The 18,185-nt window shown below is 34.6% G+C and carries 18 protein-coding genes; 2 read left to right on the top strand and 16 right to left on the bottom strand.

All coding sequences use genetic code 11. From position 1 onward, the window contains the following. Nucleotide 1 precedes the first annotated feature (1 nt). Nucleotides 2–1,261: a hemolysin family protein gene (locus HYG86_RS07600; RefSeq protein ID WP_213168538.1), complete on the bottom strand. Its 1,260-nt coding sequence runs from the start codon at nucleotides 1,259–1,261 to the stop codon at nucleotides 2–4. A 160-nt stretch (nucleotides 1,262–1,421) separates the two neighbouring features. Here HYG86_RS07600 and HYG86_RS07605 point away from each other — a divergent pair, with 160 nt between their 5' ends. After that, on the top strand, nucleotides 1,422–3,374 hold the full coding sequence (locus HYG86_RS07605) for an LTA synthase family protein (protein ID WP_213168540.1): 1,953 nt from the start codon (nucleotides 1,422–1,424) through the stop codon (nucleotides 3,372–3,374). A gap of 95 nt (nucleotides 3,375–3,469) precedes the next feature. Here HYG86_RS07605 and HYG86_RS07610 read toward each other — a convergent pair whose 3' ends face one another. From HYG86_RS07610 to rsgA, 6 genes are all read right to left on the bottom strand, one after another. Continuing rightward, nucleotides 3,470–3,991, bottom strand: coding sequence for an ECF transporter S component (locus HYG86_RS07610; RefSeq protein ID WP_213168542.1), 522 nt, complete (start codon nucleotides 3,989–3,991; stop codon nucleotides 3,470–3,472). Nucleotides 3,992–4,007: 16 nt separating this feature from the next. Continuing rightward, entirely contained in the window at nucleotides 4,008–5,807 is a 1,800-nt protein-coding gene (locus tag HYG86_RS07615) for an NADH-dependent [FeFe] hydrogenase, group A6 (protein ID WP_213168544.1), read from the bottom strand. 258 nt (nucleotides 5,808–6,065) lie between these two features. Then, nucleotides 6,066–6,821: a MerR family transcriptional regulator gene (locus HYG86_RS07620; protein ID WP_213168546.1), complete on the bottom strand. Its 756-nt coding sequence runs from the start codon at nucleotides 6,819–6,821 to the stop codon at nucleotides 6,066–6,068. A gap of 73 nt (nucleotides 6,822–6,894) precedes the next feature. Then, on the bottom strand, nucleotides 6,895–7,818 hold the full coding sequence (locus HYG86_RS07625; protein ID WP_213168548.1) for a permease: 924 nt from the start codon (nucleotides 7,816–7,818) through the stop codon (nucleotides 6,895–6,897). 252 nt (nucleotides 7,819–8,070) lie between these two features. Further along, nucleotides 8,071–8,526, bottom strand: a complete 456-nt coding sequence (locus HYG86_RS07630; protein WP_213168550.1) for a MarR family winged helix-turn-helix transcriptional regulator — start codon at nucleotides 8,524–8,526, stop codon at nucleotides 8,071–8,073. A 196-nt stretch (nucleotides 8,527–8,722) separates the two neighbouring features. Then, a complete protein-coding gene (gene rsgA / locus HYG86_RS07635) occupies nucleotides 8,723–9,790 on the bottom strand; it encodes a ribosome small subunit-dependent GTPase A (protein ID WP_213168552.1) in 1,068 nt (355 codons plus the stop codon). A 476-nt stretch (nucleotides 9,791–10,266) separates the two neighbouring features. On the opposite strand from rsgA, the gene HYG86_RS07640 reads away from it, so the two are divergent. Continuing rightward, nucleotides 10,267–10,476 carry a hypothetical protein gene (locus HYG86_RS07640; protein WP_213168554.1) on the top strand — a complete coding sequence of 70 codons (210 nt, stop codon included), beginning with the start codon at nucleotides 10,267–10,269 and terminating at the stop codon, nucleotides 10,474–10,476. Nucleotides 10,477–10,551: 75 nt separating this feature from the next. Here HYG86_RS07640 and HYG86_RS07645 read toward each other — a convergent pair whose 3' ends face one another. The 9 genes from HYG86_RS07645 to HYG86_RS07675 form a co-directional block, all read right to left on the bottom strand. After that, the gene (locus HYG86_RS07645) at nucleotides 10,552–12,852 is read right to left on the bottom strand and encodes an ABC transporter permease (protein ID WP_213168556.1); all 2,301 of its coding nucleotides are present in this window, start codon (nucleotides 12,850–12,852) and stop codon (nucleotides 10,552–10,554) included. 32 nt (nucleotides 12,853–12,884) lie between these two features. Further along, nucleotides 12,885–13,589, bottom strand: coding sequence for an ABC transporter ATP-binding protein (locus HYG86_RS07650; protein WP_213168557.1), 705 nt, complete (start codon nucleotides 13,587–13,589; stop codon nucleotides 12,885–12,887). A 2-nt stretch (nucleotides 13,590–13,591) separates the two neighbouring features. Beyond that, nucleotides 13,592–14,185 (bottom strand): TetR/AcrR family transcriptional regulator, encoded by a 594-nt coding sequence (locus HYG86_RS07655; protein ID WP_213168559.1) that lies wholly within the window; start codon nucleotides 14,183–14,185, stop codon nucleotides 13,592–13,594. 172 nt (nucleotides 14,186–14,357) lie between these two features. Then, nucleotides 14,358–15,155, bottom strand: coding sequence for an ABC transporter permease (locus tag HYG86_RS07660; RefSeq protein WP_213168561.1), 798 nt, complete (start codon nucleotides 15,153–15,155; stop codon nucleotides 14,358–14,360). Nucleotide 15,156: 1 nt separating this feature from the next. After that, entirely contained in the window at nucleotides 15,157–15,804 is a 648-nt protein-coding gene (locus HYG86_RS07665; protein WP_246451920.1) for an ABC transporter permease, read from the bottom strand. A gap of 142 nt (nucleotides 15,805–15,946) precedes the next feature. After that, nucleotides 15,947–16,240 (bottom strand): hypothetical protein, encoded by a 294-nt coding sequence (locus HYG86_RS18370; protein WP_343064227.1) that lies wholly within the window; start codon nucleotides 16,238–16,240, stop codon nucleotides 15,947–15,949. 5 nt (nucleotides 16,241–16,245) lie between these two features. Then, on the bottom strand, nucleotides 16,246–16,812 hold the full coding sequence (locus HYG86_RS18375; protein WP_343064228.1) for an ABC transporter ATP-binding protein: 567 nt from the start codon (nucleotides 16,810–16,812) through the stop codon (nucleotides 16,246–16,248). Nucleotides 16,813–16,831: 19 nt separating this feature from the next. Further along, nucleotides 16,832–16,969: a hypothetical protein gene (locus HYG86_RS18380; RefSeq protein WP_343064229.1), complete on the bottom strand. Its 138-nt coding sequence runs from the start codon at nucleotides 16,967–16,969 to the stop codon at nucleotides 16,832–16,834. Nucleotides 16,970–17,514: 545 nt separating this feature from the next. Continuing rightward, complete coding sequence (locus HYG86_RS07675) at nucleotides 17,515–18,162, bottom strand: pentapeptide repeat-containing protein (RefSeq protein WP_213168563.1); 648 nt, start codon at nucleotides 18,160–18,162, stop codon at nucleotides 17,515–17,517. Between the last annotated feature and the right edge of the window lie 23 nt (nucleotides 18,163–18,185).

Genomic DNA, 18,185 nt, shown 5'->3' on the forward strand with positions numbered 1-18,185 from the left:
CTCAACTTTTAGAGTTATTCTGACCTGTTTTTTTTAATATTTCTATGCTTATTATCCCCTTTTTATCTACTTTAACAATCTTGAGCTTTATATTCTGATAGTTAAATTCTTCACCCACTTTTGGTACTTTACCAAACATCTCTGTTAGCCAACCACCTAGAGTATGATATTTCGTACTAGGTTTTATTAAGTCATAATCTTTTACAAAACTCACTAGTGGATAATCAGCTTTGACAAATTGATTTGGTGTCCTTTCTTGTAGAGAAACTCCATTTTCATCATCCCATATTTTCCCAACTATTTTTTCAAGTATATCATCTAATGTGATAATTCCAGCTGTTTGCCCATATTCATCTGTCACAATGGCCATATGCTTTTTATGTCGTTGGAGTTTTGGGAGCATCTCTGATACTTTCTCTGATTCTGGCAGATAAAATGGTTCCCTAAGCAATGGGCGTATGCTATGGTGCTCTTTCTTTATTAAATTTGCATAAAATACCCTAGCAGATAAAATTCCTATAATGTTATCAATATTATCCTCATAAACTGGTATACGGGGATGATTTTCTCTAAAAAAAATGTCTGTTATCTCATCAAAATTAGTATTCACATCAGCTGCAATAATGTCTTTGCGAGGTATTATTATATCCCCTGCTACTAGGTCATTTAGCTCTAATGACCTATGAACAAGCTCTTTGTCTTGTTTTTTTATAACACCCTCTTGTTCACTTATTTCAACCATTACCTTGATTTCTTCCTCTGTCAAAGACTCGTTATTTGGTTTACTTCTAATAAGTTTAGATGCTATCACACGAATTTTAATAAATATCCATGTGACTGGCTTACATATTCTCATGAGCAAAGCTAAGGATCCTGCTGTTTTAATTGAACAAAATTCGGCATTTTCCTTTGCTAGGGATTTGGGTAGGATATCCCCAATTACTAGTACTAGTATGGTTACCCCAACTGTTGATATTATTACTCCTAGCTTTGGGCCCCAAATATCTGTGGATATTTGGGCTGATAGGGTCGCTGCTGCTATATTCGCAAGGTTATTTCCCACTAATATAGTGGATAAAGCCTCGTCAAAATTTTCAGCTATACCCAAAGCTTTTTTAGCCCCTTTGTTCCCTTTTTCTCCAGAATTTTTTAACCTTATTTTATTCACACTGGAAAAAGAAGTTTCCGTAACAGAAAAATAGGCAGATAAAAGTATCAAGATAGTAAATAAGAATAAATGAGCTATTGGTATTTCATTCAAATAATCACACTCCTTACGGAAATTACATTATATATTGTTATCATAAATGGCTGAAAGTAGACCTTAATTTTTGTAAGAAAAGTTAAATAAGGTTTCAGGAACTTTTTTCGTTAACTAAAGTCAAATTATTATATATATTTTTTCACTAGGGAGTGATTAAATGTCAAAGTTTACAAAACACCTTTATCTATTTTTTTACTTTAATATTTCTTTAGTCTTCATGGAATTAATTCTAAGGTCTACCACTTCAGGAGATGTCTTTTCCATGGGCTTTATTATTTCATGTTTATTTTCAATTCCTGTATCCCTTGTATTCTTTCAGCTATGTAATTTTTTTAAAGATAAGTTTATATTATTTTTTTCTACCCTACTGCTAGCTATATCAGGTTTTATATATTCCACTCAACTAATTTATTTCAACATTTTCAGGACTTACTACAATATATATTCTGCGGGAAATGCAGGTCAAGCTGTGGTTTTTTGGAGGGATGCCTTAGATGTATCTCTGAGTAACATCCATTGGATTTTTTTATTATTACTCCCTGCATTATTAGCAATCTTTGTATCTAAGAAATACAAAATTTTTGTTAAGGTTAAAGGTTATACACTAGGGCTACTTTCATTTTACCTGGTATTTTATATTATCCTTTTCCAGCTAGGGGGGATTGGTGTAGTTTATTTAAGTGGGCATGGAACTAACTCAGCCTATGACTTGTATTTTAAAAACAGTAACCCTTTGGTCTCTGTACAAAAGTTGGGCTTAATTACTAGCATGCGCATAGATTTTCAAAGAACAGTTACAGGGTGGTCTCCAGTATTAGACGTATATATGCCAGAACCAGAACCCATTAGCCCTGATGGCGACGAAACAGAAATCGGTTATAATGTACTGGATATTGATTTTGATAAGCTTATCTTAGGGGAAGAAGAAGACACCATTAGAAAAATGCATGAGTATTTTAAGCATGTACAACCTTCTGCTAAAAATGACTACACAGGTAAATTTGAAGGCTACAATCTAATACTTTTAACTGCCGAATCTTTTGCCCCTTATGCTGTTCACAAAGAAATTACTCCTACCCTTTATAAGATGGTGCATCAGGGCTATAATTTTACAAATTTTTATGTTCCCTTATGGGATGTTAGTACAACTGACGGGGAGTATGTTGCATTGACTGGGCTTATTCCCAAAAGTGGCGTTTGGAGTTTTTATCATTCTAGGAATAATAACCTCCCTTTTGTAATGGGTAAACAGTTTAGAGATTTAGGTTATAAAACTGTGGCTTACCACAACCACACTTACAATTATTATCGAAGGGACCTATCCCACCCCAACATGGGTTACGAATATAAAGGAATTGGTAATGGTCTAGATGTTAAAAAGGTATGGCCTGCTTCAGACTTAGAAATGATGGAAAAAACAGTATCTGAATACATTAACAATGAACCATTCCACGCTTACTATATGACTGTCAGTGGTCACCTTCAATATAATTTCTACGGAAACTCCATGGCCAATAAAAATAGGCACTTTGTCAATGACCTACCATATTCCACACAGGCACAGGCATACCTAGCTACACAAATTGAGTTAGATAGAGCTTTGGAGTATTTGCTAGCTAAGCTTGACGAAGCTGGCATAGCAGATAAAACACTAATTGCCCTAAGCTCTGACCACTATCCTTATGGATTAGATGATGAGGTAATTGATGAACTCTCTGGTTATGAGATTGAAAAACATTTTGACTTGTACAAAAGTACATTTATAGTTTATACAAAGGGGATGGAACCTAAAACCATAAGCACACCCTCATCAAGCTTAGATATAGTGCCCACACTGTCTAACCTATTAGGGTTAGAGTATGACTCAAGACTTTTAATGGGAAGGGATATCTTTTCAGATTCAGATCCCTTAGTTATCTTCCGAGATCATAGCTTCATCACTGATAAAGGAAGATATAATGCAATAACGGGAGAATTTATTCCAAATACCGGTATGAATGTTAACAAGGATTATATAGATAAAATATCTAGAATAGTGAATAACAAATTTTATTTCTCAACGCAAATCCTTGATCACGATTATTATGGTAAAGTACTAGAGGGATTTTAGGATTTCCTTCATTGTAATCATCATTTAGCAGTTATTCAAAGATTAAAAAATAGGAACCTACGTTTAGTAGATTCCTATTTTTATTTGAACTGGTTTTATTTATTGTATTTAATAAGCTTTTTGGACACTAAAAGGGCTATGAAACCACCAATAAGAGCTGTATACAGTTGTGGAAACGTCATCATTTCAACTATCTTTGGTGGAACTTGAGGTAAAAAATAGCTGGCAATATACCTAACAGATATAGATAAGAACAAAAATTTTCCTGCAGCACCTGCTATTACTCCTAAAACATCACCATACTTACCGTTTATTTCTCTTACAAAGGTAAACAAGATAACTAAAGTAACATTGGCTATCATTATAAATGATACTATGGGAAATAGGGGCATAATACCTAACAAAAATGCTGAAAGGGGGGTTAATGTCCCAATTAATGCTGCTGAAATAGGTCCTACATAAATAGCTGCTATAAATAGGGTCATATTAACCAATGGACCAACTGCAGGCTGTGCAAAAGTACTAAAACCTATTTGAAATGTTAATGCTAATGCCAGTAAAACACCTGTTTTAGTTAAATAACTAACGTTTAGTTGTTTAACTGCTGTTTTTATCATCTTTATTCATCCTCCTTTAACTATGATTTACTTCATCAGCTATTGCTACCTCTTTTAATGTATCTTCATCACTTAAGAAATATTTGTCTCTAACGCTATAGTGAGTGTGAAGTAATTGATGTGATTTTATACTATTGGGTTGACCTAAGAATTCTTCGTAAAGTTTCTTAATAAATGGATTTTGGTATGATTTACGTACTTCTTTTAAAGCATCCTCTTGATATAATACCTTCGCTCTCTCTACCCGTACATCCAACTCAAGCTTCTTTTTTGCTGAAACATGGGGCTGTCCTCCACCTGTCACACAGCCACCGCTACATCCCATGATTTCGATAAAATGATATTTTTTTTCACCATCTTTAATCTGACTTAACACTTCATTTGCCATGGCTGTTCCATGGACAACAGCAAAATTCAACTCATTACCCTTTAAAGAAATTTTCCCTTCTTTAATTCCCTTTACGCCTCTTACCTGATTATATTCAATCTTATCCATATCCTTACCTTCAACCAAGTCTACGAGGGTTCTTAAAGTAGCTTCCATTACTCCACCAGTAGCTCCAAAAATTGCTGCTGCCCCTGTATATTCTCCTAATGGGCTATCAAACTCGCTGTCCCCCAGTTTATTAAAATCAATTCCAGCTTGTCTGATCATTTTTCCAAGTTCCCTTGTGGTTATTACAGCATCAACATCCCTTAAACCATTGACCTGATTTTCTTCTCTGGCTGACTCAGCCTTTTTTGCAATACATGGCATTACAGATACAACAAATATTTTCTTTGGATCTATTTGATTTTTTTCTGCATAATAAGACTTAACTATGGCACCAAACATTTGGTGGGGCGACTTACATGTAGATAGATTTTCAATAAAATCGGGATGGTTAAATTCACAATAACTTACCCAGCCTGGTGAACATGATGTAATCATAGGGAGCCTACCGCCATTTTCTAGACGGTTAAGTAATTCATATCCTTCTTCCATTATAGTTAAGTCAGCTGCGAAGCTTGTATCAAAAACCTTTGAAAAACCGAGCCTTTTTAGAGCTGAAACCATTTTCCCCGTCACCCTAGTGCCTATGGGTAGCCCAAATTCCTCACCTAAAGCTGTCCTAATGGCTGGTGCAGCCTGAACAACAACATGTATATCATTATCCTCAAGTGCATCCCAGACCTTTTCTATATCCTCTTTTTCTTTCAAAGCTGCCACAGGACAAGCCATTATACACTGCCCACAGTTAACACAAGCTGTTTTATCCATACTTCTATTAAAGGCTGGTGTAACCTCTGTATCTATGCCTCTATGTGTAAAGTCTAGAATACCTATTTTCTGTATATCTCTACATGTGGCTATACATCTTCCACATAGAATACATTTACTAGAGTCTCTTACTATAGCCACAGAAGCATCATCATAAGTAATATTTTCTCTATTGAATTTAAACGGTACATCATCAATATTTAGTTCTTCTGCTAATGATTGAAGCTCACAGCTTTTATTTCTAAAGCAAGTTAAGCACTCTCTATTGTGATTAGAAAGAAGTAGTTTCAAAGTACTCTTTCTAACATTTCTTAAGGTTTTGCTATTAGTGCGTACAACCAGTCCTTGAGCCACTGGGTAAACACATGCAGGCTGCAGATTTCTCTGTCCTTCGATTTCAACTAGGCATATCCTACATGCTCCTATTTCATTTGTTTCTTTTAAAAAACATAGAGTTGGAATATCGATTCCTGCCCTTTTTGCTGCTATTAATATTGTTTCCCCTTCAGTTGCTTCTACAACATTACCATCAATTGTGAGTCTTAACATCTCCATCCCCATACATCCTCTCATTTTAGTGTTCTAAACCTTTTCTTTAGCACTTTAATAACTAAATGCATAATTTATTGAATTTTCTGTTGTTAACAGTATTACAAAACGTATAAACTGCCTCAAAACTGGGGAAAATAGGGTTTTCCTAAGAATATTATATATTCCCACACACTCCTTGTCAATGTGTTCACATTCACAAGGAGTGTTAAATTAATATTACACTAGCTACCCTTTTGGGGTAGCTAGTGTAATATTAAATATTTATTTAGTATATACGAGTATAGCATCTCGTAAAAATTCTGCTGCTCCTGGTTTTCTTCCGTCATAGTAGGCTCTAAACCTCTCGTCGTCCACATACATTTGCGCAAGTCCAATATGTGCCTCTTTATTATAATCACTCCAGTAAAAAGTAAGCCACTTTTTGTGTAAATGAGCAACCCTCTGTGCTATTTCACTTGACGGATCCTTTGTCTCCATAGCTAGATACAATGTCTCAATGATCTCCTCAGCTAGCTTTGTTATTTCTTCATGTTCCTCCTCTGTCATGTTCTTTACTTTGTTATTAGACTTTTCTACAACTTCATTACCATATTTTTCTCTAATCTCTTTACCGTATTCCTTTTCATTTTTATCAATCATCTTTTCTTTAAACCCTTGAAACTTCTCTTTATTTGACATATATGTTCCCCCTTTTGTACTTGCTATGGTTTTATCAACATTATCAATTAACAGCACAAGCTGTTTTTTCTTCCTAAGGAGTTTTTCCCGATGGTCTATTAAAGCCTTGTATGAGTCAAATGAAGGAGATTCCATAATCTCCTTTATTTGCTCTAGGCTCATGTCCAGTTCCCGATAAAAAAGAATCTGCTGTAATCTATCTACTTCATTTTGACCATAGATCCTATACCCTGAAGAATTGATTCTTGCGGGCTTAAGAATCCCTATCTCATCATAATACCTTAGTGTCCTAGAGCTAATACCTGCAAGTTTCCCTAGTTTTTGAACTGTATATTCCATCTTGTAACCTCCTCACAAGTACATGTTACACCTTTACGCAACGTCAATGTCAACACCCATAAAATATATTTCTTTAAAATAGTCTGTAGATATACCCTGCAACAATAGCACCTACCATACTAACAGTAACATAAAGAATAAATGTTTTTCTTTTTACTATTGAAAACACCGCCACCATTGCAGGGATTGATGTAGCTGCACCTCCAATCATAAAGGCTAGGGCCGTTCCCTTATCCATCCCCAGTTCCATAAACCCTCTGATAAGTGGTATCGCAGAAATACTACTTGTATACGCAGGTACACCTATCAGTGCAGCGATAATTGGTCCAAAGGGGTTATTTCTTCCTAATAGACTTCCTACCCAATCCATTGACACATATCTCACAATTAAAGCCTCTAATAAGAAAGCTACGAGCATGTACTTTCCAACAAATATAGCCATATCTTTAAAGTTTATTAAAAATTGGAATCCTCTCACTGTTAATAGCTGCCCTTTGGTAAGATTTTCTTCAATTAGGTCCTCTGTTGCAGCAGTTTGATTGTTCCCAAAGTCCTTTAATATTTGATTATCCAAATATCCTTTGTTAGAAAGGTATAATGTTAGATATCCAGCTACCAGTCCTAAGGATATAGTAGTTAACAACCTAGCAATAGCCAGTCCTTCTCCTAGCACACCATAGGTTAACACAAAGGTTTCAGGATTCATCAGTGGTGATGCTATCCAAAAAGCCATTATTGGTGCTAAAGGAATACCCGATGCTAAAAGTGCAGCTATGGCAGGAATAACGCCACAGGAGCAAAGTGGACTGAAAGAGCCTGCTGCGGTGGCAATTGGTATAGCTGTGTATTTCTTATTTTCTAAGGATCTACCTAAAAACCTATCTAGCTTAAATGTTTTTATAGCTGCAGCTATACCTATACCAAAACTAAAAAATATTAGCATTCCTTTTACGTTAGTATACATAAAATCTATAATATACTTCAAATCTTCTAACATAAATCTCACTCCTTAATTTATTTGCAATTATCAACTCTTGTATTATACAAGTAATATAAAAAATAAAAAGTCACTTACCCCCCAATTATATTCTTCTGTTTTACTTGGCTACAGCTACCTTTAAAATTTTACTGTGCTGCAACAAATCTTTCTTTTCTCTAATTTGAAATTCCTCCAGCTAATTGTAAAATTATCATGACTAAACAGCGATTGTTAACAGTTTAGCCATGACTTCCTACCTAAGTCTATACCTTAGCAACAATTAGGATTAACCTTATCAAAGGCTTTTATCAATAGTGAAACAGATCTAAGAACATCATCAATCTGGCCCTCTGGCAGACTATCAACTATCCTTCTATAATAATCTGATATGGCTAATTCTAGTTTTTCTGCTACCTCGATTCCACCTTGGGTAAGTCTAACTAACACTATTCTTCTATCATCTTCATCTTTATATCTCTCAACATATTTATCCCTTACGAGATTGTTAATAAGTCTTGTCATTGTACTTGTTGTGACATTCATTTTTTCACTAAGTTCATTCATTGTTAACTGTTTGGATTTTTTAAGTTCAATCAAGATGTAGCTTTGTGATGATGTAAACCCATGGGGTTTTATCTGATCCCTTTCAAATAACTGCATAACCCTCACAAGATGTTGCACCATTTTCCCAACTTCATCAATACAGCAATCGGGTTTTAGTTCCATAATATCCCTCCTTAATTTTATTGTATCATGCAAGTATTGCATGGTCAATATATTCGTACCATTTTTTTAAACTTTATAGATACATTAAGAAAATAACGGAGATCTTTCTGACTCTCCGTTATTTTCTTATAAAATATACGATTATTTTCCCACTATCATCTATGTTAAGTCCGACTATCTAATAATTTCATCATACCTACCTGCCTCGTTTCATCTTCTTATTTTTATACTCTCTTTTTCTCTCTTCTAAGCGACGAACCTCTTTGAGGGACTTCTTATAACGGATATATCTTTGTTCAGACAATTCTCCGCTATCTAAAGCATCTTTTATTGCACATCCTGGTTCTCCATCATGTGTACAGTTTGAGAATTTGCACCTAGCTATAGTATCAATAACCGCTTGATACACGGTACTAATATCCTCTTCATCTGCCCACAGCTGCAATTCTTTCATCCCAGGTGTATCAATAATCATGCATCCAGTTTGGTGAAAAAACATCTGTCTATGGGTTGTGGTATGTTTCCCTTTACCAGAATGGTCACTGGTTGTATTTGTTATTTGAACCTGATCTTCGAACAATGAATTTAGTAGTGTGGATTTACCTACTCCTGAGGATCCCACAAAGGCTATTGTTTTTCCACAGGTTATATATTCACTCAATTGGCCAATTCCTTGTTTGGTCAACGCACTTACTGCCAAAACAGGGGCGTTGCCAGCAATCTTACTTACCTCATTTATTTTTTCTTCCATGTTCTCACATAAATCTAATTTATTTAGCAAAATAGCCACATTAAGGTTTTGATGTCGTATAAGGGCTAGGTATCTTTCAAGTCTAGGAATACTGAAATTCCCGTCTAGGCCACATATAACAAAAATGACATCTAGGTTAGCTGCTATTACCTGTTCTTCAGTTACTCCTCCATCTATCATATTATCCTTAAGTTTCCTGCCCCCTGATATGGGCATTTTCCTTGAGAAAGAGTTTTTTCTATCTAACAATTCATGAATTTGAATGTTATCACTGCCCTTGGCTTTCCCTACAATAACAAAATCCCCCACCACTGGGAAGTCCTTTACCTGCTTTGTGTTGAATCGGAATTTACCAGTTACCTTAGCATTATGCTCCCCTTGTTCAGAAAGCAAGGTATACACATCTCCTTTTTGAGCTATTACCCTAGCGGGGAAGGTATTTTCTAGTTTGACGGCCATATTATCCTTGAAAAATTCATTCCACCCTATTTTTTGTAATTGATTATTAGTCATAATATCCTCCATTATATCTATTTTTGCACACAAAAAGACCACAAGGATAGGCCTGCGGTCTAGTTTTTTGAATGAGTTAAGTTGTATGACAAAAAACCCCACAACTTTGCTTGAAATGAGCGTAACCCCTGATTTTTGCAGATGCTAACCATCTGCCGCTATAAGTTTATTGTAAAATCACCTTAGCTATAATTTGATAATCTTGGCGTTTCATGCCACTCACTCCCTTCAACTACAATATAATTCCAGTATATATGGTATTTAGCATATACACAATTCTATTTAACTTATTTAATTATTTGTTAATATTTTACTACTAGTGATTATCTGTAATAATAATTAAAAAGTCACCCTAAATGTTAGCCTTTGTAAGACATCATAGTTATTTAACAAATGCTAATTGTTTTATCTGGTTCAATGGAATATAATATTAACGTGAATTTAAATTTGTTTTACTAAAAGGAGAATAAATAAAAATGTCTGATACAGAGAAAAATCAACAGGGTGAACAACCCCAAGAGAGAAAGAAAATGAGTTTAGCAGAAGCTATGAAACAGAAGCTAGAAGCCCAAAAGCAACAACAAGGAAAAGGTGTGTCTTCAACAAACAATCATCAAGGTAATAAGAAAATGAAAAGTCAACAAACTAAAAAGTCCACAATGCATCGCCGCACAGGTGGAGCATAAAACTTATTTCTTAAAGAGTATTACACAAAAGCGCCCTTGACTTGGGCGCTTTTTACTTTACACTCCTTTAATTACCTATTCTTCCCTAGCTTTAAGACCTTGCACTATATCAAGTTTTTTGATATACCTTATAGCTAATAGCTTAGTTATAACTATAACAAGTATTAAAATCATCAATGAGTAGAAATAGCTCGAGGGATAAATATGCTCCTTCATTACAAAAAACTCATTAGAAAATTCTTCTTTTATGGCTGAAAGGATAAACATGCCACCTATAAAACCAAAGGGAATAGATATTAGTAACTGCAAGATTGTTTCCTTTATATATGCAAGCATAATATTAGATGTACTATATCCCATCACACTAAGCAAATTAAACTCATAAGTTCTTGCAGTTAAGTTGATGGCGCTTACTGAATAGAGGACCGTAATCCCTAGTACTATGGCAAAACAAACCAGAACTAAGACTAATATATCAATTAGACTCATAAGTTGCAAAAGCGTATTTTTTTCACTTTCTGCGGAAGCGACAGATTTAACTTTTTCTAGACCTCGTATTTCTTCAGAAGCGTTATTGTATCCCCCTTCTGTAGTTACAAATAAGACATTATAGAAGGATAAGTCGTCAGAAATCTTGCTGTTCAAGTATTCATAGGTTAAATACACATAAAAAGATGTTCCTTGATCACTAATATTGGAAATTTCCACTTCAAAGGTACTCTGTCCGTCTAGTGTGGCAACTTTAATAGAATCGCCAATTTTAACATTAAGTCTTTCAGCATAATACAAAGGTAGAATAGCCCCACTATCATCTAAGTGAATTTTATTTCCCTTGTTATCTTCTAGCTTCAAGGCATTAAAATCCCTTTTACTAACCAGTATGGAAATATCTGCCTCCATCTCACCTTTTGATATTTTCATTGGTGCTAAAAGGGCAGTATGGTAAGCAGAAACAATGTCCATTCCCTTTAATAAAGATTCTTCTCCTATCAGTCTAGGTTCCACTTCTACTAGTAGGTCATAGTTCACCACCTGAGTATAATGTCTATCCACTAGATGCTCTAAGGAATCACCAAACCCTAAAGAAAATAAAGTTAGGGATAGTGTTGCTACCATTCCTAATATTACAGCTATAAACCTCCCCTTATTTCTTAATGCAGTTTTCAAGGCATACCTACTATTAAAGGAAAGCTTATTCCAAACACCTGGGATTTTTTCAAGAAGTGACATTTTACCATCTTTAGGCTTTTCAGCATGCATTGCTTCTGCAGGGTTAATTTTTGTTATTTGCTTTACAGCAATAATATTGGAAAAAGCGGTGACTACTAGGGCCACTAAAGACCCAATTAACCAATAGTCAGTTACTAGCTCAAGCTCTAAGCCTGGTATCTCCAGCATTTGCTGAAAAGCTGTTAGTATAAATTGACCAAATATATTATATAATCCAATACCCAATATACTTCCTAAGACACTTAGTAACAGCCCGTATTTTAAAAAGGATTGTAGTACATGATAATCACCATACCCAAGAGCTTTTTGTATCCCAATTTGCTTTCTCTCCTGTACAACATTTCTCTTTTGTAACACATAGATCATTGTAGATCCAATTAGCAAAAACACCATAGGAAATACATAAGCCATAGAGTTAATCTGATCTATATCCGCAGCATAGCTACTATAGCTAATCTGATTATCCTTTGTTATGGCATTTTGAATTTTTCCTGGTTGTAGGGTGCTGTGTATATCTCTAATTACATTACCTCTATCCACATCACCATCAAACAGCATAATGATCTCATTGTATTGTATATCCTCTCTTAATAACGTCTGCCCATGTACATATCCAATTCCGAAATCAGATGAACTAGCCAGGGGAACACTGGAACTTTGACTTAGATAGATATACTCAGGGCTAGCTATAATTCCCGATATTATTAGTGAAATAGTACTATCTGGAAATTGTACTATAATCTCATCCCCTAAATTAAGTTCATGTTCTTTTGCATATTTTCTACATATTGCAAGTTCTCCATTCTCTGGACTTCTACCATCATAATAAAAGGGAACATTGATAGGCTCTTCAGTAAGGGGTAAAGACATAATCCTCAATTGCGAATCATTATATCTAGTATCAATTGTAACTCTAGGAGCTACTTCTTTAATATGGGCCATTTCCTTCAAAATATCTACATCATCCTCATTAAAAGCGCTACCGTATATAGTGTAATCTGCTAAACCATGTACATTGATATAATTTTCAGTAATATTTTCTAGATTGTACGCAAAGGATTTCAAGGTAATATAAAATCCAATTCCTATACTAATTATCAATACAATAGATAGAAAAGCCCTTGCATTCCCCACAATTTTCCTCAAAAATAATCTATTTGAGATCCTCATATCTGCACCTACCAGTTAACCTGATCTGGAGAAATGGGTGTAGGGTTTTCTATAACCTCAACTACTTCACCATTGCGCATTTTGATAACAACATCTGCTATCTTTGCTATATCTTGACTGTGTGTTATTACAATTATTGAAGTCCCTTGCCCTTTGTTAATGCTCTTCAAAACATGCAATATTTTAACACCAGTATCGGAGTCCAGTGCTCCAGTTGGTTCATCACAAAGAAGCACCTCAGGTTTCTTTGCCAAGGCACGGGCAATGGATATCCTTTGTTGCTCTCCACCGGATAATTGTGATGGAAAATGATTATATCTCTCCTCTAATCCAACAAGTGCCATTGCTTCTTTTGCTACTTCCCTTTTAAGACCAGCTATTTCAGTTGAAAATTCAACATTTTCAAGGGCTGTTAGACTGGGCAGAAGGTTATATGACTGGAATACAAATCCTATTTTTTCTTTCCTTAACTTAGTTAGCTGTTTTTTGTTATATTTAGATATATCCATTTGATTAAAAGTTACTTGACCACTTGTTGGTATATCCATACCCCCTAAAATATTTAACAAGGTACTTTTCCCCGAACCACTGGGACCAAGCACAACAATAAACTTTCCCTTCTCAATATTTACAGATGTATTATTTAATGCAAGTACCTTCCCCTGATTTTCACCATAAGTCTTTGTTAAAGCTTTAACCTCATATAAATTCATAATTAGCCCCCAATTCCTAGAGAAATATAATCTATTAGTTTATCAATAAGCAAATCACATGTGTCTTCTAAAACATCTACGTTTAATAAGTGCCTTGAACATACTGTCAATATAAGGACCTTTGTAAGATTTGACACAATCATTGGATCACACTTTTGAAAATCAACTTGCAAAAACCTCATTAAATCAATTATAGAATCATTGTCTTCATTTAAATGATTAGCTATTCTTTCTGGGGGTAGTTTGATCATTATTTGTTCTAACTCTACCATCCTACTATAAAAACCTATACTTTCCTCAGAAAGCACAGCTTCTTTAAGAAATTCCCTCAAACCACTTAGCACATTCGTTGGTTCATTAAGGACTTCAAAGACTCTGGCTTTTATGTTACGATCATGAATCTCAAATATATCAAAAAAGAACTCTTCTTTGGAATTAAAGAGAGAATAAAACGTTCCCTTTGATACACCTACAGCTTTTGTAATCTCTTCAATATTACTTTTTTTAATGCCGTACTGCAGTAAGGATTCTTTACCCTTTTCATAAAGTCTTTGTCTTATATTCTCTTTCTCATACTCAGAAAAACTTCTAGCCACTGTGATTGTGCCTCCCTTGCGACTGAAAATTCTTTTTTAGTCATTAAGTTCATGGTAGCATAGGGTAAATATTCCAGCAAGTAATTTTAGTACTACTTAATACAAATTTAATATTTAAAAAAGCAAAAAGTAGAAACCTTCAGCGGTTTCTACTTTTTACCTCCGTTCAACTTTAGCTGCTAGCGCTTTTATAATTCTTCAGTCCCAACTTCCAAAGTCCAAGGGTAATGGCAGTAAATATTATCACTATTCCCGTGGCATATCCCAATTGCATTATAGATAAACTCTCAGTAAAAAACTGTGTAGGAATAGTTGCCATGATTCCATAGGGGAGAAATAAATAAAAAATCACTTTAAAAGCTCCTTCAAAAAGCACCCCTGGTATTTTCATACATAAAGTTATTAATTCTCCTTCTAATCTTTCCAATGCTGATGCTTGTATTACAAAAAATGCAATTGTCCTTAATAGTACCATGGTGTCATAGTAAAGGATAAGCATTAGGTTTACTAAAATTATATAACCTAACACCATTGACGCCGTTATTTCTAATGTCATCCCTGAAACAGCATAAATCAGTATCCCAATACTTCCTAAAACAAGGGGGAATGAACCCAAGTTTATGTTTTCAAATGATAGATATAGTAGAGGCTTAACAGGTTTTGTAATATATAGGTCTAACTGTCCTGAGCTTATTTTATGGGGTATAGAAATTATCCCAAAGAAGAAAAATGTCATATTCAAGGCATTTATCAGTGAGAAAGTACCTATAAAAAACAGCATTTGTTGGCGGTCCCAGCCCCCTATACTATCAACTTGTGAGTATATAGATGAAAACATTAGTAGCTGAATCAAAAACATAATCCCATCAACAAAGAATGCTCCGAAAAACGAGAATCTAAAAGCCATGGTCCTAGCGAGCTTCAATTTAAATAATATATATAAAAATCTCAGTTGTCCTTTTAATCCCATATTAAATCCCCACCCCATCATATTTAGTTCTTAACCTTTTATAGGTTAATTTATTTAATAACCAAAAAGCTAGATTCCAGATAATTAGGGTAACAAGGCCTACTGTTATTTCCCCTTCATTTTCCCCCATTAACAACATGGATGGGAGATATATTATATAATAGAAAGGGAAATATCTCATAATATCTTGCACGAGTGTGGGAAGTAGCCCTAGGGGTATAAGTGATCCTGTTACAAACTGCATTATATTATCCTTTATCATCATGAACATACCAGTATCAAGAAACTTAAATGCTAATATTCCTATATAGAAGTTGAGCTGCATCATAAACAATAAACCCAGTCCGCATATAACAAGTGTAGATAGGAGTGTAAATGGATTATATGATATAACAAATTTAACCCTAAATACAAACACCCATAGTACTGCTGCTATTAAGTTAAAAGACAACAAAAATACCGAGACACCTACTGTTTGAGAAACAAAATATCCAAATACACCCATTGGTCTAACCATATACTTTGAAAACTGTCCACCTCTAATTTCTCTTGAGATCTGCCCTCCTGTACCTGACGACTGGTCAAGTTGTGCTATAAAGGAACCTATGATGTAGTAGGAAATCATAGTGTTGAATGTAAATCCTGCCACCACAGCACGGTTATCAAAAATAGCACCCCATAGTACGTATGCTAGATAATCTTTGAAATAGTAAATATCATACTAATAATTGTGTCGAATCTATACGCTAGCTGAGCTTTAAACAAAACCTTTGCTGTTTCTATATACTTTCTCATTCATTTACCACCCCTTTTATCTCTGACTTTACTTCACTATTACTAGACATTTTACTTTCATATATCCGTTCAACCACGTTTCCGATATCCTCTTCTTCAATGGATATATCACTTATTTCTCCATTTGACATGATGGCTTTTAATACTTCTCGCACATCATTTTTTTGTGCCCTAAATGTTAGTTTTAAAGGATTTTGGTCAATTATCTCTACGTCAAATGGTGGTACATAGTTTACCGGATCATCAAATGATACTCTGATGACTTTATGGGTTTGATAACGGTTAAACAAAGTATCTAAATCGCCGTCGTATATCTTTGTCCCCCATTAACAACAACGCATCTTTTGCATAGACTTTTGATATCTTCCATGTAGTGACTTGTTAAGATAATTGTAGTCTTTTTTCCCATATTTACTTGTTTTAAGAAACCCCTAATTTGCTTTTGGGCCATGGCATCTAAACCAATTGTAGGTTCATCGAGAAATAATATCTTGGGATTGTGTAAGAGTGCTGCAATAAGCTCCATCTTCATCCTTTCACCTAAAGACAATGTTCGAACTTGCACATTTAGATATTTTTCAACACCAAATAACTCAATAAAGTACTCTAGGTTTTTCCGATATTCCCTATCAGGTATGTTATATATTTCTTTAAATAGCAAGAATGAATCCGCCGCTGTTAGCTCAAAAAATAACTGACTTTTTTGTCCCATTACCACTGCATATTGCCTCTTGTATTCATTCTTTAGGTCATTTGGAGTGTACCCTAGAACTGAAATCTCACCACTTGTTGGTGCAATGATACCTGTAAGCATTTTTATTAGGGTTGTTTTACCAGCCCCATTAGGTCCTATAAGACCCACGAACTCACCTTCGTTAATTTCAAGAATCGAAGGCTTTTACAGCTTCTTTAATTATTTTCTCCCGACTAAATAGGCTTTTAATACTACCCCTTAATCCTTCTTCCTTTTGAAATCTTTCATAGGTTTTAGTTAAACCTCGTGTTTTTATAATTGACATTTTTTTATATCTTCCTTTCCTTTGCAGTTAGTTTCGTTTAAATTACTCAGTCTGTTAGGACACGCACTAATGACCTGAACCTATAATAAATAAAAATGCCCGCGGGAAGACACACCACACCTTAAAAAAGTGCAGATTGCTCCTGCGGGCAGAAATATGGAATATCATATTGTTTGACAGTTATCCAGAGGGGTTAATTGCTATATGTTATTAAGCCCAGGTAACTGAATTTATAATAAAAAGCATGGCAAATTACCTGCCATGCTCCACATTTATATACATAAGTAGTTAAATGTTATTCCAAGATATATTTGAAGCAGTCTGTAAAGGTAATGTCTTTTCAGGCACAACAAAAACACGGGCTACTCCCGCCCCATGTGCCTCTTACAACCTATTTAATTAGTTGTAAACCTCATTACATACAGAACTGACAAACAAACACATCCTTTCAATCTTATTCTAATTAAACATTACCATATGCTAAAAAAATATTCAACGGGAATATTATTAACAAATTATTAACTCTATACTACCCAATTTAAAATTTAGTCTTTAACCACAAGCCCTAAGATCTTTGAAAATTCAATGGCTTGTAATGGCGAGACTACTGCACCTTTAAGATTTTCTGGGCGTATGTTCATCCCTTCTACATTTGAGCTACTTAGGTCTATGCCATTAAGCGAAGTGCCTGACATTTGGCTGAGCCTCATATTACATTCTTTGAAATCTACATTGGACACCTTGCTATCTTGAAAACTCGAGCTTTCAAAACTGCAATTAGCTAATGTGGATTTAGTAAGTTTACAAAACCCAAATAATCCAAAGTTTACGTTACAATTTTCCATAAGAATATTTTGTAATGTAGCCTCAGTGAAATTTGTACCTAACAGTTTACAGTTTATAAATTCCACCCTATGAACACTAGCCTCACTGAAGTCAACATTTGATAAGTCACAATCTACAAATCTCACATCCAATAGATTTGCTGACTTAAGTGTGGTGTCTATAAAAGTTACCTTCTTAAAAACAACTCCATCGAACTTAACATTTGAAGCATGCTGGCTTTCGAAAACCCAGTTGGATAAATATACATCCCTTAAAGTATCTTCGTCTTCAATTTCATATATTTCTGTTACAGCCATTTCTATATCATCTATAAGTTTTGGTTTTTCCACTCTATTTTTTTTATTCATGTTTATCTCCTTTGCAGGTTTTT

Source organism: Alkalicella caledoniensis (assembly GCF_014467015.1).
Classification (GTDB): Bacteria; Bacillota; Proteinivoracia; order Proteinivoracales; family Proteinivoracaceae; genus Alkalicella; species Alkalicella caledoniensis.